General features: G+C 55.7%; 25 protein-coding genes, 1 pseudogene and 1 riboswitch. Of the genes and pseudogenes, 15 read left to right on the top strand and 11 right to left on the bottom strand.

The features are described from left to right. From B5F98_RS13070 to B5F98_RS11670, 8 genes and pseudogenes are all read left to right on the top strand, one after another. Positions 1-110: pseudogene (locus tag B5F98_RS13070) on the top strand (IS30 family transposase); the annotation flags it as partial. A 27-nt stretch (positions 111-137) separates the two neighbouring features. Next, positions 138-518, top strand: coding sequence for a restriction endonuclease subunit S (locus B5F98_RS11700; protein WP_242961673.1), 381 nt, complete (start codon positions 138-140; stop codon positions 516-518). 3 nt (positions 519-521) lie between these two features. Further along, positions 522-1,244: a hypothetical protein gene (locus B5F98_RS11695; RefSeq protein WP_087372920.1), complete on the top strand. Its 723-nt coding sequence runs from the start codon at positions 522-524 to the stop codon at positions 1,242-1,244. A 135-nt stretch (positions 1,245-1,379) separates the two neighbouring features. Further along, positions 1,380-2,489, top strand: a complete 1,110-nt coding sequence (locus B5F98_RS11690; RefSeq protein WP_087372917.1) for an AbiH family protein — start codon at positions 1,380-1,382, stop codon at positions 2,487-2,489. A 344-nt stretch (positions 2,490-2,833) separates the two neighbouring features. Further along, positions 2,834-3,220 (top strand): endonuclease domain-containing protein, encoded by a 387-nt coding sequence (locus B5F98_RS11685; protein ID WP_087372914.1) that lies wholly within the window; start codon positions 2,834-2,836, stop codon positions 3,218-3,220. Then, positions 3,199-6,573: a DEAD/DEAH box helicase family protein gene (locus B5F98_RS11680; protein ID WP_087372910.1), complete on the top strand. Its 3,375-nt coding sequence runs from the start codon at positions 3,199-3,201 to the stop codon at positions 6,571-6,573. Before B5F98_RS11685 ends, B5F98_RS11680 begins: the two co-directional genes overlap by 22 nt. 139 nt (positions 6,574-6,712) lie before the next feature. Continuing rightward, complete coding sequence (locus B5F98_RS11675) at positions 6,713-7,036, top strand: helix-turn-helix transcriptional regulator (protein ID WP_087372906.1); 324 nt, start codon at positions 6,713-6,715, stop codon at positions 7,034-7,036. Then, entirely contained in the window at positions 7,033-8,382 is a 1,350-nt protein-coding gene (locus B5F98_RS11670; RefSeq protein ID WP_087372903.1) for a DUF2812 domain-containing protein, read from the top strand. Before B5F98_RS11675 ends, B5F98_RS11670 begins: the two co-directional genes overlap by 4 nt. Positions 8,383-8,420: 38 nt before the next feature. Here B5F98_RS11670 and thiD read toward each other — a convergent pair whose 3' ends face one another. The 4 genes from thiD to thiM are packed head-to-tail and all read right to left on the bottom strand — an operon-like array spanning position 8,421 to position 11,318. After that, complete coding sequence (thiD, locus tag B5F98_RS11665; RefSeq protein ID WP_087372900.1) at positions 8,421-9,215, bottom strand: bifunctional hydroxymethylpyrimidine kinase/phosphomethylpyrimidine kinase; 795 nt, start codon at positions 9,213-9,215, stop codon at positions 8,421-8,423. 1 nt (position 9,216) lies between these two features. Continuing rightward, positions 9,217-9,855 carry an HAD family phosphatase gene (locus B5F98_RS11660; protein WP_087372896.1) on the bottom strand — a complete coding sequence of 213 codons (639 nt, stop codon included), beginning with the start codon at positions 9,853-9,855 and terminating at the stop codon, positions 9,217-9,219. Beyond that, positions 9,848-10,507 (bottom strand): thiamine phosphate synthase, encoded by a 660-nt coding sequence (gene thiE / locus B5F98_RS11655; protein WP_087372893.1) that lies wholly within the window; start codon positions 10,505-10,507, stop codon positions 9,848-9,850. Before thiE ends, B5F98_RS11660 begins: the two co-directional genes overlap by 8 nt. Then, positions 10,488-11,318 carry a hydroxyethylthiazole kinase gene (thiM, locus tag B5F98_RS11650; protein WP_087372890.1) on the bottom strand — a complete coding sequence of 277 codons (831 nt, stop codon included), beginning with the start codon at positions 11,316-11,318 and terminating at the stop codon, positions 10,488-10,490. Before thiM ends, thiE begins: the two co-directional genes overlap by 20 nt. Before the next feature lie 55 nt (positions 11,319-11,373). After that, positions 11,374-11,479: riboswitch (TPP riboswitch) on the bottom strand. Between the two features lie 188 nt (positions 11,480-11,667). Between thiM and B5F98_RS11645 the strand changes: the two genes are divergently transcribed. The 3 genes from B5F98_RS11645 (at position 11,668) to B5F98_RS11635 (ending at position 12,941) form a co-directional block, all read left to right on the top strand. Beyond that, positions 11,668-12,285: a TetR/AcrR family transcriptional regulator gene (locus tag B5F98_RS11645; RefSeq protein WP_158099852.1), complete on the top strand. Its 618-nt coding sequence runs from the start codon at positions 11,668-11,670 to the stop codon at positions 12,283-12,285. Then, the gene (locus B5F98_RS13495; RefSeq protein ID WP_275532469.1) at positions 12,272-12,403 is read left to right on the top strand and encodes a hypothetical protein; all 132 of its coding nucleotides are present in this window, start codon (positions 12,272-12,274) and stop codon (positions 12,401-12,403) included. Before B5F98_RS11645 ends, B5F98_RS13495 begins: the two co-directional genes overlap by 14 nt. 157 nt (positions 12,404-12,560) lie before the next feature. Beyond that, entirely contained in the window at positions 12,561-12,941 is a 381-nt protein-coding gene (locus B5F98_RS11635; protein WP_242961672.1) for a cytidylate kinase family protein, read from the top strand. A gap of 69 nt (positions 12,942-13,010) precedes the next feature. On the opposite strand, the gene B5F98_RS11630 is transcribed toward B5F98_RS11635, so the two are convergent. From B5F98_RS11630 to B5F98_RS13490, 7 genes are all read right to left on the bottom strand, one after another. Beyond that, the gene (locus B5F98_RS11630) at positions 13,011-14,666 is read right to left on the bottom strand and encodes a galactoside ABC transporter permease (protein WP_087372880.1); all 1,656 of its coding nucleotides are present in this window, start codon (positions 14,664-14,666) and stop codon (positions 13,011-13,013) included. Positions 14,667-14,681: 15 nt separating this feature from the next. Beyond that, positions 14,682-16,187, bottom strand: coding sequence for a sugar ABC transporter ATP-binding protein (locus B5F98_RS11625; protein ID WP_087372876.1), 1,506 nt, complete (start codon positions 16,185-16,187; stop codon positions 14,682-14,684). A 192-nt stretch (positions 16,188-16,379) separates the two neighbouring features. Next, complete coding sequence (locus B5F98_RS11620; protein ID WP_087372872.1) at positions 16,380-17,636, bottom strand: substrate-binding domain-containing protein; 1,257 nt, start codon at positions 17,634-17,636, stop codon at positions 16,380-16,382. A gap of 174 nt (positions 17,637-17,810) precedes the next feature. Then, positions 17,811-18,797 carry a substrate-binding domain-containing protein gene (locus B5F98_RS11615; protein ID WP_087372867.1) on the bottom strand — a complete coding sequence of 329 codons (987 nt, stop codon included), beginning with the start codon at positions 18,795-18,797 and terminating at the stop codon, positions 17,811-17,813. Next, positions 18,784-20,502 carry a sensor histidine kinase gene (locus B5F98_RS11610; RefSeq protein WP_343219405.1) on the bottom strand — a complete coding sequence of 573 codons (1,719 nt, stop codon included), beginning with the start codon at positions 20,500-20,502 and terminating at the stop codon, positions 18,784-18,786. The genes B5F98_RS11615 and B5F98_RS11610 overlap by 14 nt, the downstream gene beginning before the upstream one ends. Continuing rightward, a complete protein-coding gene (locus B5F98_RS11605) occupies positions 20,499-21,782 on the bottom strand; it encodes a response regulator (RefSeq protein WP_087228811.1) in 1,284 nt (427 codons plus the stop codon). Before B5F98_RS11605 ends, B5F98_RS11610 begins: the two co-directional genes overlap by 4 nt. Before the next feature lie 151 nt (positions 21,783-21,933). Next, positions 21,934-22,605 carry a spore surface glycoprotein BclB gene (locus B5F98_RS13490; protein ID WP_143482799.1) on the bottom strand — a complete coding sequence of 224 codons (672 nt, stop codon included), beginning with the start codon at positions 22,603-22,605 and terminating at the stop codon, positions 21,934-21,936. 171 nt (positions 22,606-22,776) lie between these two features. On the opposite strand from B5F98_RS13490, the gene udp reads away from it, so the two are divergent. The 4 genes from udp to B5F98_RS11580 all read left to right on the top strand — a co-directional run bounded on the left by udp (position 22,777) and on the right by B5F98_RS11580 (position 25,562). Further along, entirely contained in the window at positions 22,777-23,532 is a 756-nt protein-coding gene (gene udp / locus B5F98_RS11595; protein ID WP_087372858.1) for a uridine phosphorylase, read from the top strand. Positions 23,533-23,703: 171 nt separating this feature from the next. Beyond that, on the top strand, positions 23,704-24,468 hold the full coding sequence (locus tag B5F98_RS11590; protein ID WP_242961671.1) for a M15 family metallopeptidase: 765 nt from the start codon (positions 23,704-23,706) through the stop codon (positions 24,466-24,468). 182 nt (positions 24,469-24,650) lie between these two features. Next, positions 24,651-25,085 (top strand): helix-turn-helix transcriptional regulator, encoded by a 435-nt coding sequence (locus B5F98_RS11585; RefSeq protein WP_242961670.1) that lies wholly within the window; start codon positions 24,651-24,653, stop codon positions 25,083-25,085. Positions 25,086-25,187: 102 nt separating this feature from the next. Further along, positions 25,188-25,562 carry a PH domain-containing protein gene (locus tag B5F98_RS11580; RefSeq protein WP_087372849.1) on the top strand — a complete coding sequence of 125 codons (375 nt, stop codon included), beginning with the start codon at positions 25,188-25,190 and terminating at the stop codon, positions 25,560-25,562. Positions 25,563-25,716: the final 154 nt, after the last annotated feature.

Raw genomic sequence — 25,716 nt, 5'->3', positions numbered from 1 at the left:
CAGAGCTTCTGGAGGAGTTCACACACAAGCTCAATACTCGACCTCGCAAATGCCTGGGATGGAAAACTCCTGCGGAAGTCTTTTATCACCAGGTGTTGCACTTGACTTGACAATGCGCCTTAAGAGAAAATGATATAGTGATAAATCGTGTCAATAGCATAGAATATTTGGGAAAATGTGGATTGATACGAGGTATGGCGGAGAGTACTGTGTACGAGTCCAATATGATGCGTTTACATGTTGATGAAAGCAAATTCAATGTTCGATATGTAGTGCAATTATTATGTTCGCAGTTTGTATATAACCAAATACTTACAAGGGCAAAGAAATCTGTAAATCAAGCTAGCATAAATCAAAAAGACGTGCAAAGTCTGGTAGTGTATATGCCTTCCCTTGATGTTCAAAACAAGTTTGCTGCTTTTGTTGAACAGGTAGAGAATATGAAATCTGGCATTAATGTCAGCCTTTTGAAACTAGAAACGCTAAAAAAGGCACTGATGCAGGAGTATTTTAGTTGAATTATGTATTTGATGAAAATTACAAAATCTGAGTACATTGACGAACTAGTCAAAAAAGGGAATTTGTTTCTTACATTGGCAAGCTCTTTTAGAGATACATCCCTTTATGGTTACGACAAAGTAGACCCCCATGAAGGTTTGATGTCAAGAGGTTATAAACTCGGGGTAGTATTGAATGGTGAACGTCCATATTTGTTTGATAATCAGAAGTACACCATTGTGGTCAATGGAACAGAGTGCATATATTCACTTAAACTTGTTAATGAACCATGGGAGGATTGCATTATCCGTAATCCTAATAGTGGCAAAAAAGAGTTTATTATAGGCGTCCCATTTCTGTATGGATTATTGGGTGAAGAAGATTTGTGTGAATACAGTGTGTTAATCATTAAAAATGTGTTTGGTTTTTTAAATTGTGTTAAGACAGCAATTACAAAGTCGGGATTGAATGGCGTTATGGGGAAAATTGAGTATGATGACCATAATTTTGAATCGTCGTTCAGTCCATTTTCAGACGAATATGCAATGGAGGCATATTACCATAAAGACCGAAAATTTCTTTCACAAAGTGAATTCCGAATATTGGTGCAAAACAGTGAAAAAACGAATTTAGTACTTAACATAGGAAAAGAGTTCTTTGTTCCCCAAAATTATTTTGTCATAAAATTTACGCCTGAGAATATTAGAGTATTTAGAAAATCAATGTTAAGCAATGGTAATGTGTAAAGCTATTTATAGAGATACAAGCGCTTTGAAGGGAATAAGAGACGGGACGAAAGAGAAGGAGAGACTATCAAGGCCTTTCCCCTTGGCTCCCCCTTTGGGGGAGCTGTCAGCGTGAGCTGACTGAGAGGGAATGATATGGTTTTGAATGCGAAGGAGAACGATAGAAGAATGAATATTACTTTCTTAATCGGAAATGGATTTGATTTGAATTTGGGGTTAAGTACAAAATATGAACACTTCTTGAAAGAATATGTGAGGAGTGAATCTGAAAACTATGTTATTGAAAGATTTAAACAAAATATTCTGGAAGAATCAGATAGCTGGGCTTCTGCGGAGGAAGCGTTTGGAAAATATACTGCTAAATATTATACAAATGGAGCGATAGTCTTTTGTAATTGTCATGAAGATTTTTGCGAAAAGCTTGCAAGATATTTGCAGGAAGAAGAGAGTTGGCTTCAGCTTGATGAGACGGACGAAACGTCCGTGAAAAAATTTGCAGCAGCAATATCCTTTCCTAATTTCATACAAGGGTTCAGAGAGGTACAGCAACAGGAGATACAACAGGTTGTGGCAGCTCATGACGGAGGATTTGTTTATAATTTCATAAACTTTAATTACACAACGACATTAGATCAGTATTTGGAAGCTGTAAACAATACGCCAGGACTCTTTGCACTAAGAAAATACCGCGGCACATCTTATTCGAGTGGCATAGGACAGTGTATCCATGTACACGGCACTACATCCAGTGATATGGTTCTGGGTGTTAATGATGAAACGCAGATTGCAGCACCTGAGATTTTCTCGGAAGTTGGGGAGGAGTATAAATACCAAATTATCAAACAAAAGACAAATGAGATGAATGAACAGAATGTAGATACTAAGACGGCAACTTTGCTAGCACAGAGCCAATTAATCTATATTTATGGCATGTCATTGGGACGTACTGATGCATTATGGTGGAATAGAATCATAGATCTGATGCTGAAGAACCCAGACTTACATGTAATAATTCATTGTTTTGATGGGCCAAAAGATACATTAATACAAAGACGAATTCAAACATTTAATAGAGAAAAGAGAAGAGAATTCCTGGCGTATTCAAATGAGGAGCAGAAGCAGTTAGAGCAATTGGAAAATCGCATACATATTGATAGAACAAATATTTTTGCTTCTTTAAAAGATGTAGCAAAGGAAAGGCCTCTTCCATTTGAAGAGATAGATAAAATGCTTGCTGAAATATGATGACACAGCGATTGGTGTACCGCAGTTGCCCTCTCCGACACGGCTTGTGCCGTGCCACCTCTCCCAGAGGGAGAGGCAAGTGGGGAGCGTGCGGCTCACGCTGTGATGCTACTTCCAGAGAGAGCGGTAAGTGGCATGGGTGAGACAAAGGAGAGGGTGCAGAAGAAACATAGACCATCGGGGCCTCACCCCTTGGCTCCCCCTCTGGGGGAGCTGTCAGCGTAAGCTGGCTGAGAGGGCGAATGCTGCCAGGGCAAACCCTCTCCGTCACGGCTAACGCCGTGCCACCTCTCCCAAAGGGAGAGGCAAGTGGCCTGGAGAAACAACAGAAAAGAGGTGTACATATGACGGTGCGTAAAAATTCCAACATGTTACCCCGTGCCAAGGAGCTGCGCCGGGATATGACACCCCAAGAGCGAAAGCTGTGGTATCTCTTTTTGCAAAAATACCCGGTGAAAATCTACAAGCAACGGATTATAGAATCCTACATTGTAGATTTCTACTGTGCTAGTGCAAAACTGGTGATTGAAATAGACGGTTCTCAACACTACACCGAATCCGGTACAGACTATGACCAGCGGCGAAGCCGAACACTAGAACGCTATGGTTTGCAAGTGCTCCGATTTTCCAACCGGGAAATTAACACGCAATTTCCCTTAGTTTGCCAAGCCATCCACCAAGCGATACAAGAAAGACGAGGTGAAGAACCATGTCCAACTTCACATTTCTAGCCCAGCGAAACGCCTACGCCCTCTTTGCCCCCGCCTGCCTAGAAGCGGAGAACATCTATGCCACATCTCCCGCCCTGTGCGCCGTGGGCTGCCGCAAGGCCTTGGAGCTGGCGGTGAAGTGGGTCTATGCCGCCGACACCTCCATGCAGATGCCCTATCGGGACAATCTGCAATCCCTCTTACACGAGCCGTCCTTCCGCTTTGCGGTGGATTACCAGACCTGGGGCAAACTGCCCTACATCGTCAAGCTGGGCAATCTGGCGGTACATACCCAGCGCAGCGTGTCCAAGAGTGACGCTCTGGCCTCCTTACAGGCCCTCTTTGAGTTCATCCAGTGGCTGGACTACTGCTATGGGGCGGACTATGAAGAGCGCACCTTTGACCCCGCCCTGATTCCGGCGGAGAAGCAGGCGATGGACGAGGCCAAGCTGCGCCAGCAAGAGAGCCTGTTGGACGAGAAAGAGGCGGAGATTCAGGCCCTGCGGCAGCAGGTGGCCCAGCTCTCCGCCCAGTACACCGCCCAGAAGGAGCAGCACAAGCAGCAGCGCACTTTTACCCCCGACGACCTCACCGAGTTCGAGACCCGGAAGAAGTTCATTGACGTGGACTTGAAGGAGATGGGCTGGCAGTTTGACGGCCCCGAGGCGGACGTACAAGAGGAGTACCCCGTGGAAAACATGGCGGGTGTGGTGGGACAGCCCGGCTTTGTGGACTATGTGCTCTTTGGAAAGGACGGCCTGCCTCTGGCGGTCATCGAGGCCAAGCGCACCAGCCGAGACCCCAACGATGGACGCACCCAGGCGGTGAAATATGCCGACTATCTGGAACGGAAGTTTGGACGCCGCCCCATGATGTTCACCACCAACGGCTTTGAGACCTATTTCTGGGACGATGCCACCGGGCCCCAGCGTCCGGTGAGCGGGATATTCAGCCGGGAGGACCTGCAAAAGCTCATGAACCGCCGCACCCAGCGGCTCAAGCTGGAGACAGTGGCCATTGACGACAAGATCACCGACCGCTACTACCAGAAAGAGGCCATTCGGGCGGTGTGCCAGCAGCTGGAACAGGGATTCCGCAAGCACCTGCTGGTGATGGCCACCGGAACGGGCAAGACCCGCACCGCCTCCAGCCTCACCGATGTCTTGAGCCGAGGCAACTATGTGACCAACATTCTGTTTCTGGCCGACCGCACCGCCCTGGTCAAGCAGGCCAAGGACGATTTCAAAAACTACCTGCCCCACATGTCCCTGTGTAATCTGTGCTCCAACAAGGACGACCGACAGGCCCGCATCGTCTTTTCCACCTATCCCGCCATGCTCAACGCCATTGACGAGGCCCGGACCCGGGACGGGCGGCGGCTGTTTACCCCCGCCCACTTTGACCTCATCATCATTGACGAGAGCCACCGCAGCATTTTCAAGAAATACCGGGCCATTTTCCAGTACTTTGACGCCATTCTGGTGGGCCTCACCGCCACCCCCAAGACCGACGTGGACCGGAACACCTACGACTTCTTTGAGATGGAGCACCGGGTGCCCACCTACGCCTATGACTACGAGACCGCCGTCTATCAGGACCATGTGCTGGTGCCCTACTACAATTACGAGGTAAAGACCAAGTTTTTGGAGGAGGGTATCGTTTACGACGATCTGTCCCAGGAGGACCAGGAACGGTACGAGGAGGACTTTGACGAGGACGGGGACGTGCCCGACTTCATCCCCTCGGCGGCACTGAATGAGTTCGTATTCAACGAGATCACCGTGGACACGGTGCTCCAGGACCTCATGGAGCGGGGCATCCATGTGGCGGGCGGGGACCGCCTGGGCAAAACCATCATCTTTGCCCAGAACAAACGCCATGCGGAGTTTATTGTCCAGCGGTTCAATCAGCTCTACCCCCAGTACCACGGCACCTTTGCCCAGCGGGTGGTGTGTGACGACTCCTATGCCCAGACCGTCATTGACGACTTTAAAATCCCCGACAAGGCCCCCCACATTGCGGTGTCGGTGGACATGATGGACACGGGCATTGACGTGCCCCAGTGCGTGAATCTGGTGTTCTTTAAGAAGGTGCGCTCCAAGGCCAAGTTCTGGCAGATGATTGGACGGGGCACCCGGCTTTGTAAGGGCCTGACCTGCACCGACCAGATCGACGGGGAGTACACCGACAAGCGGCGGTTTTTGATTTTCGACTACTGCGGGAATTTTGAGTATTTCCGCCAGCACAAAGAGGGCTATGAGGCCCGGGAGACCAAGTCCCTCTCGGAAAACATCTTCGGCAAGCAAATTCGGCTGATCATGGCCTTGCAGGGCTCCGACTTTACCGGGGAGGACTTCCAGGCGTGGCGGGAAACCCTGGTTACCACCTGCCACGGGCAAGTGGTGGCCTTAAAAGATGAGTTGATCTCGGTGAAGCTGCACTGCCAGTATGTGGACAAGTACCGCAATCGGGACGTGTTCTCCTGCCTGAGCGATGAGGCAAAGGGAGAGCTGGAGCGGGAGATTGCGCCGCTGGTGTACAACCCGGATACGGACGAGCTGGCCAAGCGGTTTGACAACTTCATGTATGGGCTGATGCTGGCCCAGTTGGAACAGTTGCCCTCACTGCGCCATGCCCAGCGGCAGCTTCGGGACACCGCCGCCTTGCTGGAGCGCAAGGCCACCATTCCCCAAGTGAAGGACAAGCTGCCCCTTTTGAAAGAGGTGCAGACAGACACCTTTTGGGAGGCAGGAGACCTGCTCCTGCTGGAGCGGGTGCGGCAGGAGCTGCGGGGCCTGATGCAGTTCTTGGACCAGGACAGCAAGGGCAAAGGGCCTGTGGTCACCCGCCTCACCGACCCTGTGACTGAGTGTCAGGAGGGGATGGAGCTGGAGGCGGCCTACGATTTCCAGGACTACCGGGCCAAGGTCAACCGCTACATCAACGAGCACGGGGACACCATGGCCATTTACAAGCTGACCCACAACATTCCCCTGTCCTCCGGCGACTATCAGGAGCTGGAGCATGTGCTCACCTGCGAGCTGGGCAGCCGGGAGGACTACCAGCGGGAATTTGGGGACACCCCCTTTGGACTGCTGGTGCGGAAGATTGCCAAGCTGGACCACCAGGCCGCCATGGACGCCTTTTCCACCTTCATCAATGACCAGTCCTTGAATCAGAAGCAGATTGCCTTTGTCCACAAGGTCATCCGCCATGTGGAGCTCAACGGCTACATGGAGCACGTCTCAGAGCTGACCCGACCGCCCTTTGACAAGCCCATCAGCTTCCTGAAGCTGTTTGATGCCAAAACTCGGATGGCCCTGGTGAAAGCCATTGACGAGGTAAAGGAGAACGCCGTGGATGTGATTGCATAAAGAGAAACAAGCGCCGTCCGATGGTTGCAATCGGGCGGTGCTTCTTTTTTGCGGAATGAAATAAGCCATTGACTTTCTCGATATTCGAGTTATAATGAAGTTGAAAGAACTCGATATTCGAGAAACAGGAGGTGGGACGATGGCCAGAGAGAAATTCAAGACGCTCACCGAGCAGATGTTTTATCTCCTGCTCTGTCTGCACCAGGAGCGCCGTGGCGTGGAGATCTTGGAGCGGGTGCAGGAGATGACAGGGGGGCGAGTGCGCATCGGTTCTGGCACCCTCTACGACCTCCTGGAGCTGTTTGTGGAAGAGGGGATGATTCGTCAGACCCGTGTGGAGGGGCGGCGGCGCAGCTATCTCATCACCGACAAGGGGAAGGAGATGCTGGAGCGGGAGTGCCAACGCCTCCGCAGCCAGTTGGACGACTATGACCGTGTGCGCAGAGAGGAGGAAGAACCATGAGACAGACCGAGCGGAGAATGGAGCTATTGTCCTTTTACGACCATACCGGCATTGAGCGGCACCTCACCCGGATGGCCCGGAAGGGCTGGAAGGTGGAGAAGATAAACAATTACTTCTGGACCTACCGGAGAATTGAGCCCCAGGAGCTGCAAGTGGCGGTGACCTATTTCCCCAAGGCCTCGGACTTTGACCCATTCCCCTCCGGGGAGCAGCAGACCCTCATTGACTACTGTGGGGAGACGGGCTGGGAGCTGGCCTGTACCTGGTTCCAGATGCAGGTGTTTTACAGTGACCGGGAAAACCCTACCCCCATCCACACGGAACCGGAGTTGGAGGTACGTATCATCCACCAGGCCTGCAAGGCCAACTATCTCCGCGTGCTCTGGTTTTTGCTGGTGCTGGGGCTGATTGGCAGCGTGTTATATGCCTCTTCGCTAATCAGCGATACCCTGCGTATGATGGCAAGTCCCGGGGCCCTTCTGATGGGAATGTGCGGCCTGATGCTGTTTTTGATTGCTGCGGTGGAACTGGTCGCATACTACACTTGGCGGCACCGGGCCAAGCGGGCGGCCCAACAGGGGCTGTTTTTGGACACACCCTCCACGAAAAAGTTCCAGATTGCCATGATGGTGCTGTTGGTGGCAGCCCTGGCTTGGTGGGGCGTGAATTTGGTCTTGGCTGGAAATCCAGTCATGGCCTGGATCGTCCTGGTTGTGGCCATTGGCTACGGGGTGCTGATCGCTCTGACGCTGGGGGTGAAGCGCCTGCTGAAAGAGGTGGGGGTTTCCGCCGGGGCCAATCGTGGGTTGACCCTGCTGGCCTGCGTCGTATTTGCCTTTGTGGTGATGGGCGGAGCGGTGAGATTTGGGATATACCTGGCCGCAGGGTCGGAGAGCCCCGAAGACTTGTCTTTTTATGTGGAGACCCCCCTGTATATGACCGACTTGGTGGGCGAGCAAGAGGTGTTTTTCTCCAATGCCACCAGCTCAGACCAGTCTCTGCTGCTCCAGCGTCTGAAGGTGGAGCAACTGCCATGGGGGCGGGAAGATGAGACTCCGCAGATGACCTATGAGCGGTACACGGTGTCTGTGCCTGCCCTGTACCCCTTCTGTGTGGGGCAGATGAAGCGGCAGATGCTGATAAAAGCCTATTGGGATGGGGAGATGGTATCCGTGGATGCCACACCCTGGGGGGCAGAGGAGGCCTACCGCCTGGTGGCCAAGGACGGCACCCAGCGCAACACGTTCCTGCTGTGCCGGGGGAATACCCTGGTGGCTCTGGACATGAGCTGGGAGCCCACAGCGGAGCAGATGGCTTTGGTGGGAGAGAGGCTCCTAAATAGCTAGAAATATTTGACGGGAGGCCTGTGGGGGCCTCCCGTTTTTTAGATCATATCGCTTTTTAAGTCGTAGCCGTGGTGAAGGGGACCGGAGCCATGGCCCAGGTCCAACATGGCGGACAGAGCCCCAGAGATGTAGGCCTTGGCCCGCTGGATGGACTCCTCCAGAGAGAAGCCTTTGGCCAGATTGGAGGCAATTGCGCTGGACAGGGTGCAGCCGGTGCCGTGGGTGTTGGGGTTGTGGATTCTGGACCCGTGGAACCAGGTGCACGTGCCGTCTACACACAGCAGGTCGCTGGCGTCGTGGACGTGGTGTCCACCCTTGCACAACACGGCGCAGCCAAAGGTGTCCGCCATCTCCCGGGCGGCTTGCTCCATGTCCGACTGGGTGGTGATGGTCCGTCCGGTGAGAGCCTCGCTCTCCGGAATGTTGGGGGTGATGACGGTGGCCAGAGGGAAGAGAAGCTCTTTCATGGCCCCCACAGCGCTGTCTCGGGACAAGGTGCTGCCACTGGTGGCCACCATCACTGGGTCCACCACCACTCGCTGGGCGTGGTAGTGCTCCAGCCGCTGGGTGATGACTTCCACCAGAGCAGGGGAGGGGACCATGCCGATTTTTACCGCATCCGGGGGAATGTCCTGAAAGACAGAGTCGATTTGCTGGCGCAAAAATGCTGGAGAGACCTCCAAAATGGCGGACACTCCGGTGGTGTTTTGCGCGGTCAGGGCGGTGATGGCGGTCATGGCATACACGCCGTTGGCCATCATGGTTTTGATATCCGCCTGGATGCCGGCCCCTCCACTGGAGTCGCTGCCGGCTATGGAAAGTGCGGTTTTCATGTTACGCCTCCTCAAAACTGGGAATGGTCTCGTCAGACAGGCTTTGCAGCTCTTCCCAGTGCGCGCTGGCATCCTGGTCATACACGCCTACGATATAGAACCCGGCGTTCTTGGCGGTGGCGGCGGCATAGACGGCGTCCTCATAGACGGCGGTCTCGGCCGGGGTGCAGCCCATGCGTTGGGCGGCCTGGAGGTAGATGTCCGGTTGGGTCTTGCCCACCCCCACCGTCTCACAGGACAGGAGGAACTGGAAGTAGTGCCGTACCCCTAGCCGGGACAGGCACAGCTCCACCAGAGGTTCAGCGGTGGCGGAGGCCACACACATGGTGGTGCCCGCCTGGTGCAGCCCTTCCAAATAGGCGGCAACACCCTCTTTCAGAGGAATGTCATTGCGGTAGTGCTGGTCCATCATATGCTCCATTTCCGCCACCATGTGGCTGGAGGTGATGTCCAGCCCAAAGGTCCGCCGGAACAGATCGGCGGACTCCTCCATGGTCATGGGCTTGATGGCCTCTAAGATGTGGTTGGGGACTTGTTCTACCCCACGGCTGTGGAGGTACTCCTCCGCCAGCTGGCTCCAGTAGGACATGGAGTCCACCAGAGTACCGTCCAGGTCAAAAATAGCAAACTTCTTATCCATGGGCCACCATCTTTCGGGACAGCTCCAGCAGCTGAGCGGTGGCGGCTCCGGGATTGGGAGCGGCAAAGATGGCAGACACCACCGCCACACCGTCCACACCGCTGCCGGAGAGCTCCAGCAGGTTGGAGGCGTTGATGCCGCCAATGCCCACCACAGGGATGGACACGGAGGCGCAAATCTCTTTGAGCTGCTCCATGGACAGGCTGGTGGCATCCTGCTTGGTGCTGGTGTTGAACACAGCACCCACACCGATGTAGTCCGCCCCGGCCTGCTGGGCGGCTACCGCCTCCTGGACGGTTCCGGCGGAGATACCCAGGATTTTGTCCGGGCCAATCATGGCCCGAATGTCCCGACCCTGGATATCGGACTGGCCCACGTGGACCCCGTCGGCGTCAATGTCCAGGGCGATTTCCACGCTGTCATTGACCACAAAGGGGACGCGGTATTGGGCACACAGCGCTTTGAGGTCCTGGGCCTCCTGCTCAAAGGCAGAGGCATCCAGGTCCTTCTCTCGAATCTGCAAGAAGGTGGCGCCGCCCTCCAACACCTCCTGGCACACGTCCACCAGAGTCTGGTCAGGCTTGAGCCACATGCGGTCGGTGACGGCGTAGAGCAGCATGGAGCTGCGAATTTTATCTTTGGTAAACTTCATAGCGCATCTTCTCCTGTAGTTGTTCCTCGGTCAAGTTAAAAATCCCGTCGATGAGATCGGTGCGGAAGGTGGCGTTGCCCGTGCCCTTTTTCAGCCGCTGTTCCTCCGCCAGTTCACCGGCCACGCCCATGGCGGCCATGGCGGACACGGTGGCGGCAAAGGTGTCCTGGGGCAGAGCGCCGCAGAAGGCCCCGATGAGGGAGGTGAGCATGCAGCCGCTGCCTGTGATACGGGCCATGGTGGCGCAGCCGTTGCGCAGCACCACCGTCTCCTTCCCATCAGAGACAATGTCCAGCACTCCGGAGATGGCAATCACGGTGTGGAGCTGTGCGGCCAGGGTAGCGGCCATCTCCACGGCCTCCCCCAAATTCTCCTCGGTAATGGCGTCCATGGCGCTCACATCCACACCGCTGCCCATGGCGTGCTGGCCGGCCAGAAAGCGAATCTCCGAGGCGTTGCCTCGGATGGCGGCAAACTGCACCTGGTCCAACAGGCGCTTGGACTCATCCCGGCGCAGCTGAGTACCTCCGGCAGCCACCGGGTCCAGCACCACGGGCTTTCCCAGCTCGTTGGCCTTACGCCCGGCCAAAATCATGGAGTCCACAAAGTCCATGGCCCCCATGTTGCACACCAGGGCGTGGGCTCCGCATACGGCCTCCTCCACCTCCCGGATGTCCTGAGCCATGGAGGGGGACGCGCCAGAGGCCAGAATGATGTTGGCGCAGTCGTTGACGGTGACAAAGTTGGTGATGCACTGGACCAGGGGAGCGACGGCGTGCACCTGACCCAGCGGTTGTGTGAAGCGATTCATGTGTTCTACTTCCTTCCAAAGAAAAATGGGAGACGACCTGGCAGGCTGTCTCCCAACGAATCTTTCACAAGCTTCCTACGTCGGCATTACCCGCATCAGGTTCACGGGTCGATGGTCACACCATCCTCTCAGCCTGTGTACAAGCTCCCCAAAGGGTATTATAGGGCTTCTCTGGTCCAAAGGCAAGGGGAGAAGAGAAAATACTGTAAATTTTTCTTGTGAAATACCTGGGCAAGAAGAGACAATACTGGTGAAAACGGAGTAATTATTTGTAACGGCGTGGTTTTGATTGACAACGAATGCTATTAGTTTCATAATAGCTAACAACATTAGTTTTGGAGGAATGAGTATGAGCGCAAAGGGATTGACCAGAGAGGTCATTGTGTCCGAGGCGGTGGCCTGCATGGAACACACGGGACAACCCACCGTGTCCCTCCATGAGTTGGCCCGCAGGCTGGGGGTAAAGACCCCGTCGCTGTACAACCACATACAAAACACCCGACAGCTCCAGCGAGAGGTGTTCCGCTATGCCATTGACAAATTTGTGGCCCATCAGGAGGCAGCGGTGGCAGGGAAGGAGAGGGACCAGGCGGTGCGGGCGTTTGCCCAGGCCTACCACGCCTTTGCGGTGGAGAATAAGGGGCTGTATCGGCTGATGATGTCCATCCCCTCCCAGGAGGATGACCAGGCCAAGGAACTGGCTCTGCCGCTTCTGAAAACGGCGGTGGAGGTGCTCTCCGGCTATGGTCTGCCCCAGGAGCGGGTGGCCCACTGGCAGCGGGTGTTCCGTGCCATCCTCCACGGGTTCATTGCCCAGGAGGACTTGGGATATTTTTATTACTACGATACCACCGATGTGGGGGAGAGCCGGGACATTGCCATTCAGTGTTTCCTGGACGGACTCCACGCTGAGGTGGATGCAGGAGAGAAGAACAGAGCAGGAGAGAGAAACCATGACGAAGAATAACGAACTATTTACCACCATGCCGGTGGGGAAGGCGGTGGCCAAGCTGGCCATTCCCACCGTGGTCAGCCAAATGATTGTGATTCTGTACAGCTTGGCGGATACCTTTTTCATCGGGTAGATTGGCGATCCCAACCAGATCGCCGCTCTGTCCATTACCTTTCCCATCTACACCCTGTTGACGGCCGTGGCCAACCTCTTTGGCATCGGTGCCAATAGCGTGATCGCCAGAAGCCTGGGGCAGAACGATGAGTCCACCGCCAAGAAAGCCTCGGCCTTTGCCTTTTGGGCCAGCCTGGGTCTTCCATATGGACGTGGCAGGCGCTGCCGTGGCCACCATGCTGTCCAATGCCATTTCCATGGTGTATTTCTTTGTGGTGCTCTACCGCATCCGCAAGGAGACGGTGCTTACCATTGACGAGAAGCGAGCCGAGCGCATTGTTACAGTGTATGGGCAACGGGAAGAATCTCCTGTACAGCGCCTCCACGACAAAGATCAGAAGCGTAAGGAATTCTATGAGCTGTACACAGGCACTCAGTGGGGGCAGGCAGATAACTATGACCTGTGCCTGGACAGCGGAAGACTGGGCATTGAGCCCTGTGTGGATATGATTGCAGCCTTGTATCAGCAGCGATGCAGCAAGGCTACAGCGACATAATTGGGCATCAAAAAATCCCCATCGCACATCTGTGCGATGGGGACTTTTTGATGTAGTAAGAGGGAAGAATTACTTCTTCTGCACGTACTTCAAGCAGTCCAGAGTGACGGCCACCAGGATGATGATGCCGGAGAACACGAACTGCAGGTTGGCGTCGATGCCCAGAACGGTCAGGGCGTAGGTCAGAGCGGTGAAGATGAACACGCCCACCACAACGCCGGAAATCTTACCGATACCACCGGTGAAGGACACACCGCCCACCACGCAGGCGGCGATGGCGTCCATCTCCCAGCCTTGGCCGTAGGAGGCGGAACCGGAGCCGAACATACGGATGCACTCCAGCCAGGAGCCGAAGCCATAGAGGATACCAGCCAGGACGAAGGCACCCAGGGTGACAGCGAACACGGAGATACCGGACACGGAAGCGGCCTCAGGGTTGCCGCCCACAGCGTACAGGTTCTTGCCAAAGGTGGTCTTGTTCCAGATGAACCACACGATGACCACAGCGGCCACAGCCCACAGGATGATGGTGGGGAACTTGCCGATCTTGGGGATGATCATGTTGGGGATGTTGGACTCAATGGCGCCGAAGGACACGCCCTTGGTGCCGTAGGTCACCAGACCGAAGATAACCAACATGTTGGCCATAGTGGCGATGAAGGGGTGCATCTTGAACTTGGCGGTAAAGAAGCCAGCGATGGTGGTGAAGATGGTGCACAGCACGATGCAGACCACCAGAGCCAGAATCACACGACCCACGACGGGGATGCCAGTAAGGTCAAAGGTATGACCAAACACAGAGCCGGTATTGATGCCCTTGTGCATGATGATGGTGGAAGCAGTCATGCCCATACCAACCATACGGCCGATGGACAGGTCGGTACCGGCCAGCATGATCAGGCCAGCCACGCCCAGAGCCAGGAACATACGGGGAGAGGCCTGCTGGAGGATGTTCAACACGTTGTTCATGGTGAGCAGCTGCATACCCTTGACGGCGGGGGTGATGAAACACAGAGCGATGAAGATGACCAGGATGGCCAGATACAGACCGTTCTTCAGCAGGAAGTTCCGGGTGTTGAAGGTGTAGCGGTAGTTCTCCACCTTCTGGGCCAGAGTCTCGCCCACGGTGAACTTGGACATGCGCAGCAGGTCGATGAGGTGGAACTTGTGCTCATAGGCGGCATGGCGGCGATCCTTGACCTCCTGGAGGTCCTTGGACAGCTGCATCTTGGCGTCAAAGAGGCGGTTTTTGTGGACGTACTTCTCGTCCTTGATCTCGTGGGCGTCGCTGAGCTTGGACAGGGCCTTCTGGTGCTCCTGGTTCAGCTCAGCCACGGTGGCACGATACTTCTCCTGGGCGAAGGACTTCTCCTCCTTGCAGCTGGCGGCCACGTACTGGAAGTAGTCCTGGTTGAAGTGGGCCTTCAGGTAGGTCTCAGCGTCGGCGATCAACTTGGACACCTCAGCCTTGTTCTTGGCCTCCACAGCCTTGGCCTTCTCCAGCTCCTTGCGCCAACCCTCAGCGATGGATTCCTTTTCCTGCTGGGTGTAAATGCGGTCCCGCTTCAGGCTGTCCAGGTTGCTCTGAATTTCCAGCACCTTGTCAGTGCCGTCTGCCCGGAGGGCGTCGATTTTTGCTTGAATGCTACCGACATACTCGTCGATGGACTGGCGGAGCTTGTCCTCCTGCTCAGCCGTCAAAATATTTGTTTTCACAGGTGCCATATACAACTTCTCCCATTAAAGGTATTTTGCGCTCAATCTCAAGAGCTCTTCCTGGTCGGTCTCCTTGGTGTTGACGATGCCGGACAGGCGACCGTTGGACATTACGCCGATGCGGTTGGTGATACCCAAAATCTCCGGCATCTCGGAGGAGACCACGATGACGGTCTTGCCCTGCTTGGCCATGTTGATGATCAGTTCATAGATCTCGTACTTGGCGCCCACGTCAATGCCGCGGGTGGGCTCGTCCATCATGAAGATCTGGGGCTCACGCTCCAGCCAGCGGCCGAAGATGACCTTCTGCTGGTTACCACCGGACAGGCTGGAAATCATATCCTCAGGGCCCATACACTTGGTGTGCATGATGCGGATCTCCTTGTTGGTGGCCTTCACCATCTTGGGATCGGACAGAGCCAAACCGCTCTTGTACTGATTCAAGTTGGCGATGGTGGTGTTGAAGGTCAAATCCGACTTGAGGAACAGACCGTTGGCCTTACGCTCCTCAGTGATGAGGGCGAAGCCGTGGTCGATGGCCTCTTTGGGGTTGTTGAAGTTCATCATTTTGTTGCGGAAGTACACGCGGCCAGAGGCGCGGGTACGCATGCCGAAGATGGTCTCCATCAACTCGGTACGGCCAGCGCCCACCAGACCGTACAGGCCGAAGATCTCGCCCTCCTTCACATCGAAGGTAATGTCGGTGAGGTGGGGGGCAAACTTGGTGGACAGGTGCTGCACCGACAAAATGGTGTCGCCGGGAGTGTTGTCCACGGGGGGGAAGCGGCTTTCCAGGGAACGGCCCACCATGGCGCTGATGAGTTCGCCCATGTTGGTCTCCTTGGAGGGCTTGGTCATGACCAGGTTGCCGTCTCGCAGCACCGAAATCTCATCACAGATTTCAAAAATCTCGTCCATCTTGTGGGAGATGTAAATCAGGGAGATGCCCTGATCCCGGAGCATCCGCATCATCTCAAAGAGCTTGTCCACCTCTTTGACGGTGAGGGAGGAGGTGGGCTCGTCCAGCACGATGACCTTGGCGTTGTAGGAGATGGCCTTGGCGATCTCGCACATCTGCCGCTGAGACACCGACATGTTGCGCATGGGCTGGTTCAGATTCACGGTCATGCCCAGCTTGCGGAACAGCTCGGAGGCCTTTTTCTTCATGACACCCTCGTCCACGACGCCAGCCTTGGTGGGGTATCGGCCCAGGAACAGGTTGTCCATGACGTTGCGCTCCAGGCACTGGTTCAGCTCCTGGTGCACCATGGCAATTCCGTTTTCCAGGGCGTCCTTGGGGCCGGAGAAGTTGATCTCCTTGCCGTCAAAGTAAATTCTGCCCTCGTCTTTTTGGTATGTACCGAACAGGCACTTCATCATGGTGGATTTACCAGCGCCGTTCTCGCCCATCAGGCCCATGACGGAGCCGCGTTTCAGGTCCAGATTGATGTGATCCAGCACCCGGTTACGGCCGAAGGACTTGCACATACCGCGAATCGACAGGACAATATCGTTCTTTGCTTCTGCCATTCTCGTTACTCCTGTTTCAGATTGACAGGTTCGCAATGTACGTTGCGGACGCTGTCGGTGATTACTGGTGAGAGTGTTGGGGAGAAGGTACCCGCCGGACAGGAGGAGCCTCCTAAACCGGAGAATTCCTTCTCCCCAATAAAGGTTTACAACGTATTCAGATACGGATCGAGACCCGCATCCAACGCCAAATTACTGGAGCAAGCCGGTGTAAGAGGTGGCGTTGTCGGTCTTGATGACGTTGATGGCGAAGGCGTCGTAGGCGCTGGGGTTGCCCAGACGGTTGGTGATACTGGCCTCAGACTGGCCGTCACCGTCCACATACTCGACCTCCAGGTTCAGCAGGTCGTCGTACTTCTTCAGCAGGGGCTTGTAGGTAGAGCCCAGGAAGTTATCAGCGGAGTTGTAGGTGTTCAGCCAAACCTTCTTCACGGGGCTGGTCTCCTTGTCCAGCTGGTTGGAAACAGGCTTCCAAGTCACGGTGGAGTCCAGGAACTCCTCATAGTTCTCCTCGGTGACTGCCACGTTCAGGGCGTAGAAGGAGCGCTCCTCAGCATTGTACACATACTCCTGATCGGACAGCACGTTGCCGGCCTCGTCAGCGGTGCTGATACCGGTCTGAACGTCCACACCATCCAGAGCGTTGCGGATCACGCGGAGGGTCAGGTAGGCCTGCACGTCGGCGTGCTGGCTGATGGTGCCGCCGTAACCTTCAGCGATAGCAGCAACGGCGTCGGAGTTGGCGTCATAGCCGAAGGTGGGAACGCCAGCCTCGTTGGACCAAGCGTTGAACATGGCCATGCCCATGCCGTCGTTGTTGGAGGCCACGACGTCGATCTTGTCGCCGAAGGAGGAGACCCAAGTGCCGATGGTGTTACCAGCGGTGGGAGCGTCCCAAGTGGCGCCAGCGGCGTTCTTCATCTCCTGGGAGGCCAGCTCACGGATGATGTAGGTCTTGCCGTTGACTTCCAGCTTGCCGTCCTGAACCTGGGTGGCCTTGCCTTCCACGTTGGTACCAACGGCCTCGGAGATGACGTTGCCGGAATCGTCCTTCACAGCGGTGCCCAGAGCGGAGCGGACGCCACGGGTACGGGCGATGGAGTCGTTGTGGCCCTTGTCGCCGATGGCCAGCACGTAGCCGATGATGCCATCGCCGTTCTTGTCGATCTCATCGATGTGAGCCTTGATGTAATCCAGAATCATCTGGCCCTGGAGCTCGGCGCCCTGGTTGGCGTCGAAGCCCACGTAGTAGGTGTCCTCGTTGAAGTTCAGAGCGTCCATATCCAGTGCACCGGTTTCGGAGTTGGAGGGCTGACGGTTGAACCACACCAGGGGCTTCTGATTGTTGGCAACAGTAGAGCTGTCGCCACCCTCACCGCCGCCACCACAGGCAGCCAGACTGAAGGCCATAGCAGCGGCCAGAGACAAAGCAAGCACTTTCTTCTTCATATCGATTCTCCTTTTCATATTCAGGTGATTGACGGAGCATACGCGAGCTCCATCTCTTGTCCTCTATGTTACCGAAATTGCCTGGCGAAAACAAGGTGAAAAATCACCGAAAGAAGGGTAAAAAATTATTCCAACTGAACAACATGCGAAAAAAACAAACGCTTAAATTGTGCACTATGACGATTCTTTGCGCTGTTCAAAGGCGAAAAGCGCCTTTTGGCTATCGATGGAGAATAAATTATTCCGATCGACAATCTGCGTGGAGGTGTCCACGGTGGGGGCCACTTGTTTACTCTGTCCTGTGAGAAGCTTGTATGCGCTCTCCACGCCCAGGTATCCCATGGCGTAGGGATTTTGCACGATGAGGGCATCGACCGTGCCGTTTTGCAGGCCGTCCACGGTACGGACGTTGGAGTCAAAACCCACCAAAAAGATGTCATCGGCGGCATCCCGATTCTCGATGGCCTTGGCGGCGCCCACGCTGGTGGGCTCGTTGAAGGCCAGCAGGACGTTGATCTCCGGGTGTTGGGTGAGAAGGGCGGTGGTATCGGTCTGGGCAATGTGGGACTCTGCCAGGGTGTTTATGACACTGACTACCTGGGCCCGACCGCTGCGGGTGAACGTCTCCACGGCGCCCCGCTCACGTTCCTGGCCGTTGGCAGAGCTGATATCATAGTTAATAATGCCCACGTGCAGTTCTCCTTCCACTCGGGCGAGAGCGGCTTGAGCGGCCATCTGCCCGGCGGCATAGTTGTCCGTACCAATGTAGGTGCTCACGGCCTGAGAGTCCACGTTGCTGTCAATGGCCACGATCTTGACTCCCTTTTGGGCGGCGGCATCAATGGCGTCTGCGTTGTTGTCATAGTGGATGGCGGAGAAGACCAGGGCCTCGGTGCCTGCCTGAACGGCTTTATCCACCATCTGATTTTGGGTCTCGTAGTCCTCCTCAGCGTCAGGGCCTACGATGTTGAGGTCCAGGTTGTACTCGGTGGCCGCCGCCTCAGCTCCGGCAAAGACCGACAGCCAAAACTCCGTCTGGGTGGATTTGGCGATGAGGGTGACGGTGTGGGGGGCAGAGATGCTGGAGGTCGAAGTACAGCTGCACAGCAGCAGGGACAAGGCCGCCGTAAGTGCGGCCAGGGCGCGTTTATTTCCCTTCATAATTTCCCTCCCAAAGCTTCGGCATGCGAATCTCCACACAGGTGCCCACATCCAGCTTGCTGGTAATGGTGAGGCCGTATTCCTTGCCAAAGTAGATTTGCAGACGGTCGTTGACGTTGCGGATCCCGATGCCGGTGCGCTCCTTGGGGCCGTGCTCCAAGATGGCCACGATCTGCTCCTGGCTCATACCCACCCCGTTGTCCTCCACCCGGAATACAATGTCGTCCCCGTCTTGCTGGACGTATACGTCAATGCGCCCTTCATCCACCAGCAGATCCAATCCGTGGTTGATGGCGTTTTCGATGATGGGCTGGAGGGTAATTTTGTTGCACAGGTAGTGCAGACAATCAGGGTCCACGTGGAAGTGGTAAGTAAATTGGTTTTTATACCGGTATTTCTGGATTTGCAGGTAGCTCTCTGCGTGCTCAATTTCCTTGGAAATGGGGATGAGCTCGTGGCCCTTGCTGATGCTGATGCGGAACAGACGGGCCAGGGCGTGGACCATTCTCACTGCATCGGCGTTGCGGCCCTGTTCGCACATCCAGGCGATGGAGTCCAGGGTGTTGTAGAGAAAATGGGGGTTAATCTGGGCTTGCAGAGCCTTGAGCTCGGTTTTCCGCAGATTGACCTCCTCTTCCCGCACGGTGTTCATCAGCTGTTGAATGCGCATGACCATATGACCGAAGGAGCAGGACAGTTCCTGTACTTCCCGGGTACCGCCCACGGGGTAGTAGTCGAAGTGGTCGGCATCGGACTCAAAGTCCTCCATGGCAGACTCCAGAGACCGGAGGGGGCGGGAGAGCAGGCGGGAGAGCAGCCAGCTGGTGAACAGGGCGGCCAGAAGCACCATGGCAGCGATGAGCAGGGACAGGTGCACCATCTCGCTGACGTTGCGGTTGACCAGCTCGTCCACATAGCTGACGCCCACTACCCGCCAATCGCTGCCCTCCACACTGGTGAGGGAATAGATGACGGTGTCATTGGCCCAAGCGCCGTCCTCCATTTGAGAGAGCTTGGCCGTGTCCTCGGATTTCAGGCCGGAGTAGAGCAGCTGCTGCTGGGGGTGATAGACCATGTTGCCGTCCCCGTCCGTCAAAAAGCAGTAGCCCCGCTGCCCAATGCTTACATTATTCATATAGCTGGAGATGCTGGAAAAGCTCAGATCTAGGGAGACCCAGGCGGCAGAGCCGTCCTGGGGCAGGCGGGAGGTCATGGTGACCACCCAGGGGTAGTATCCCTCGAAAATACTCTCCACGTGGGGGGCGGACATGTAGGGCCCCTGGGAGGCCTGGGCTTTCTCCAGATCAAAGGAGAGGTTTTGGAGGATGTTGTCCTTGGGTTCCCGGTCAGGGGACCAGCACTGGAGCAGCTGGCCGTCGTGGGAATAGCTGGTCACCGCCACCACGTCGGGGCGGAACTCCAGAAAGGCGGACAGCAGCTCATCCCGGCTCTCGTCGGTCTCCGACATGGACTGCTCCACCAGTTCCATGGCCTGACGCATATCGGACAGGTAGTTGGACACGGTGGTGGACACCTGAGACACGGCCTGCACACTGGTGGTGCGGGCGTTTTGCACCATGGCCTCCTGGTAGCGGTTTAAAAACAAAGCCAGAAAGCAGCACAGGGTGATGGCCACCACGCCCACCACCATGGCTACCAGGATGGTGGTGATGCGCAGGCCGGTCTGGACGTTGTTTTTGCTCAAGCCTGGCCACCCGCCTTTTCCGCCTCCAGCCTGCGGCGCAGGGCGTTGGGGGACTCGCCGCAATACTTCTTAAAGCAGTAGCTGAAGTAGTGCTGATCGGTGTAGCCGCAGCGTTGGGAGATGTCCTGGATTTTCAAATTGGAGTTGATGAGCAGTTCCCGGGCCGCTTCCATGCGCTTACGGATGAGAATGTTGATAAAGGTCTCTCCGGCATATTTCTTGATGCAGGAGCTTAAGTGGTTGGGGCTGACGTCCAGCATGGCGCTCAGGGACACCAGGGAGAGGTTGACGTCCATATAGTGCTGGTCCAGAGCCTCCAGGGCCCGCTGACACAGGTTGTTTCCGCCTTTGATGGAGGGGGCCAGGTCGCTGATGAACTGCACGCAGCTCTCCGACGGGTCCCCTTGGCGCAGGGCCTCCATGGCCTCCTTGTAGGCACCGTGCAGGGCAGTGAGGGAGCGCACCATGCGGCTGACCCCAATGCGGCAGCGTCGGCCCAAAATGCGGGAGGCCATCTGGGGAATCTCGTCGGCTAGAATGTGCAGATACTCCTCAAAGTCCGAGGGGTTGCCCAGCAGGACCGAGATGACCTTGCCGGCGGAGAAAAAGCTCAGGCCCCGCAGGTATTTGGCGGCCAGAGTGTCCACCGACGCCACAAAGGCGGGGGTGGTGCAGTTGTTTCCCTCGTCGTCCAGCAGGGAGGACACCATCACCGTGTAGCAGGGCTTGTCCAGGTTGTCCCGAAGAAGGCCGCACTGGCGGCCGTATTCCAGAGCCTGCTCCTCGTTGCCTGGCTCGGAATAGGCGTCCAGCACCAGGGGCATGAGCATGGCGGCTTGGAGATCGTGCTCCACATTGCGGGAGGAGGCCTGGCGGAACATGGCGAACTGAGCGTCAATCTTCTGGCGGATGATGCGCAGCTCAGCCCCCAGGCCCTCCAGCGTCAGGGGCTTGAGCATGTAGCTGATGATGTTGTACTGAATGGCCTGCTTGGCATATTCAAAATCATCGTAGCCGCTGAGAAAGGCGATGTTGGTGGCAGGGCGCACCTCTCGCACATGGCGGGCCAGCTCAATGCCCGAGATAAAAGGCATGCGGATATCGGTGAGCAGCAGATCCGGCTCATATTGCTCCACCAGCTGGAGGGCATCCAGTCCGTTGCTGGCGCTGCCCAATAGATTGAATCCGTACTCCTGCCATGGAATCATGGAGCATACGGCTTCCCGGAGTTCGTCCTCGTCATCGGCGACAATGACCGTGTACAGTGTCTTAGTGGCCATGGGGGTATCGATCCTTTCTCTATGTCTCAGAAGGGTGGAAGCACACACAGGGTGGTACCCAACGGAATGGACAATCAATAATAGCAGATTTCTTCTTAGTATAGCAGATTTGCAGGACAGAGACAAATATTTCTTGGAGGGAACTGTAAAATCAGCTGTTTCCCAGCCGGGTGACGGTCATAGATACGGCATCGGCCAGATAGTTGCCGCCAAAGGGGGCTACCTGGAGGGTGGTGGGCACGTCAGTGACAGAGATGGGGACGGTGAAGGACACCTCCGAGGACTGGGTGGCATTTTGAAAGGTGAAGGGCACGGAGCCTCCGGGCTGCACCGAGCCGTTGACCTCCAAGGAGGTATTGATGTTTACGGGAAAGGTGTTGTTGGCGGTGGGGGTGATGACGCCGTGAAACTCCACCGAGTACACCCCAGGCTGGTTGATGGTGAAGGTGTCGCTGCCCGAGGTGTGGCTGATGTCGGTGCCCAGGCTCAGAGCGTTGCGGTCAAAGGTGATGGGGGTGCCGGAGGAACCGGGCTGGGACGGGGTGGAGTAGGAGGACACCAGACTGACGGGCTGGGAGGTACCGGGCAGTCCCTGGGGAATGGTGAAGTTGAGCACGGCGTTTTGGGCGGTGCCGGAATTGGTCACCTCCGCCGGAGTGCCCGGGGCCCCAGTGGTGACCGTGCCAATGGTCACCGTGGCGGCGGCTCCAGGAGGTCCGGGTGGGCAGACACAGGGATGGGGCATATAGAGGGAGCAGAGGGGAGAACAGCCGTTGCGGCTGGCACGGCAGACCGGACAGTGACAGGAACAGTGTCGACGCATGGAAATCCTCCTTACTTCGGTAGGCTATCCCATGCTATGCTCCGTTTATGGAAATGGTTTCAGCAAACTTCGAAATTTCCGTTGACGAACGGTGGGGGAGGTGTACAATAGAATTAATGTAAGGTATAGGGTGGCGAGATCGCCCTGGGTTTACCGGAGAGGAGTGAAGGCATGCAGTACCACATTCAATTGGATGCGCCCATGCTTGAGGGGGCGGAATATGCCATCCTGGCAGGAGATCCCGGCCGCATTGAGGCCATCGCTCAGCACCTGGAGCGGCCCAAACGCCTGGGCCAGAACCGGGAATACACCAGCTTCCTGGGCTATGTGCAGGGCCGGCCTTTGCTGGTGATGTCCCACGGCATCGGCGGACCGTCCACCGCCATTGCGGTGGAGGAGCTGGCCCAGCTGGGCATCAAGACCATGATTCGCGTGGGCACCAGCGGCGGCATGCAGCAGCAGGTGCGGGCTGGGGATGCGGTGATTGTCCAGGCTGCCATTCGCCAAGACGGCACCAGCCGGGAATACCTGCCCATTGAGTACCCGGCTGTGGCGGACTTCGATGTGACGGCCGCCCTGAAACAGGCGGCCCTCCGCTTAGGCCAGCGCCACCATGTGGGAGTGGTGCAGTGCAAGGACAGCTTCTATGGCCAGCACTCCCCCCAGCGCATGCCAGTGAGCTATGAGTTGCTCTCCAAGTGGGATGCCTGGATTCAGGGAGGCGCTCTGGCCAGCGAGATGGAGACGGCAGCCCTGTTCACCGTGGCTTCGGTGCTGCGGGTGCGGGCGGGGGCCGTCATGCTGTGCATCTGGAACCAGGAGCGGGACAAGGCGGGCCTGCCCCACGAGGAGTGCCACGACACCCAGGGGGTTATCCAACTGGCCGTTCAGGCGGTGGCGGAACTCATGGCTCAGGATGGGCAGTGAGAGGGAAAATATGCCCTGTAAACATATGGTAATTATTGACATGCGGCCTTTTGTGGTGTATGATAGCGTGTACCGGACAGGGAGGACTCTCTGTTTTGGTGAAAGGGATATAACTTAACAGCCCTTGGTACAGCCCGATCATTGGCTGGATGCACAACAGGAGGACAATCGGTGAAACATTCAATACGCAAAGGAATTCTGCTCAGTGCCTTGTTGGGAGCCTTTCTCTTGACCAGCGGGTGCACGGCAGGAATGGCCCAGCAGCCCCAGGAACATCCCATCGCAGAACAGCAGAAAACGGAGGTGGAGGCCACCCCGGAACCCACCCGTACCCCCGAGGTAGGGGGCAAGGGAATTGCTGCGGTGGAGGAGCCGGAGGGACCGCTGGCCCCCAGTGGAAAGAGCTACGAGTACTATGAGACGGTGGAGCCTACCTACGTGGATGGTGTGCTGCTGGTCAATAAAGAGTATGCCCTGCCCCGGGATTATGGAAACGGGGAGGACGCCACGGCCTATCAGGCCTTGCTCAAGCTTCAGCGGGCGGCTCGGTGGGCTGGCTATTCCATGGACTTGATGAGCGGATACCGTTCCTTTGAGACCCAGGAGGAGCTGTACAACGACTATGTGGCGGTGGACGGCGTGGAGAAAGCGGACACCTACTCCGCTTGGCCGGGCCACTCGGAGCATCAGACCGGACTGGCCTTTGATGTGGGTTGGGTAGACCTGCAATTTGCGGACACCCCAGCGGGCCGCTGGCTGGCTAACCACGCCCATGAGTATGGATTTATTATCCGTTACCCGGAGGGGAAGGAAGACATCACTGGGTATCAGTACGAGCCCTGGCACATCCGCTACCTGGGGGTGGAGTTGGCTACCAAGGTGTACAAGAGTGGACTGTGCTTGGAGGAATATCTGGGCGTGGCACAAACTGCATAAAAACGAAAAGTCATAAGGTGAAAATCGGTCGTCGTTGTTTGCTGAGGCATACAAGGACGATCGTTTTTTTAAACGGCTGTTAGGTAAAAGCATTTTGACAAGAGTTTTATCCTCTTGTCAAAGCCTTTTGATGGAAAAAACATCGGCCGATTTGTTAAACTAAAGATCAGAGGAGGATGGATATGCAGATTGGAGACAAGCTGAGAAAGGCCCGAGAAGAACATCAACTCACCCAGTCACAAGTGTCAGAACAATTGATGGTGTCCAGACAGACCATTTCAAACTGGGAGACAGGGAAGTCGCTGCCAGACATTTTGAGCGTTCTTCGGATCAGTGAGGTGTATCAAATTAGCCTGGACGAGTTGTTGAAAGGAGACAAGGCGATGTTGGAAAACATGGAAAAGGAAGCGGAGCAGAGAAAGGCTGAAAAAACGGTCCTCACCGTGGCGTGGATCTCCATTTTAGTGGGAATCCTCGTCCTGATACTGGGCCATGCCTTGGAAGGTTATCCAGTGGTGGATTTTCTCAGCGGAGCCACACCATGGGTTTTGTTGGGGGTGACGTTTTTGCTTTGGATCTTGTCTCTGAACAGGCAAAGCAAACAGAACAAGGAATGACCAGCGATTTTAGAGTTTGACTATGGTACGGGCTTTTGCGTGATGGACAAAGGGACAAAGCTGTGTTACTATGTGCATACTCAGATAAAAGGGGGCAAAAGCATGATTGACTTTGAAAACGCCGACTTTCTCAAGCTGAAAGAAGTGGAAAATGACACCTACGCCCAGCGCCTCACGCCTATGTTTGCACCGGGGGAGGAGATGGTGGCCTCCTTCCGTACCGTGCGGGATGGCGTGGTATTCACCAACCGGCGGGTGATCACCATCAATATGCAGGGGCTGACGGGGAAGCGGACCGACTATACCTCCCTGCCCTATAAGCGGATTCAGGCCTTTTCCGTGGAGACCTCCGGGGTGTTTGACCTGGACAGTGAGCTGGAGCTGTGGTTCAGCAGCCTGGGCCGGGTCCGGTTTGAGTTTACGGCTGGAGCGGATGTGGCCCGTATCTGTTCCGTGATCTCCCAGTATGCGCTGTAACCTTCCAGAGACAAAAAGAGACTCCATGTTCCGTAATGATATGCTCCCTCTATGAGAGACAGTGAAATAAAACACTGTCAAACATAGGGGGAGCATTGCTATGCCACAGAAACAAAAGGTCAGTATAGAGACAAAGGTCACAATCATACAAGAT

Source organism: Pseudoflavonifractor sp. An44 (assembly GCF_002161675.1).
Classification (GTDB): Bacteria; Bacillota; Clostridia; order Oscillospirales; family Oscillospiraceae; genus Enterenecus; species Enterenecus faecium.
This window is presented reverse-complemented; position numbering and strand designations above follow the sequence as displayed.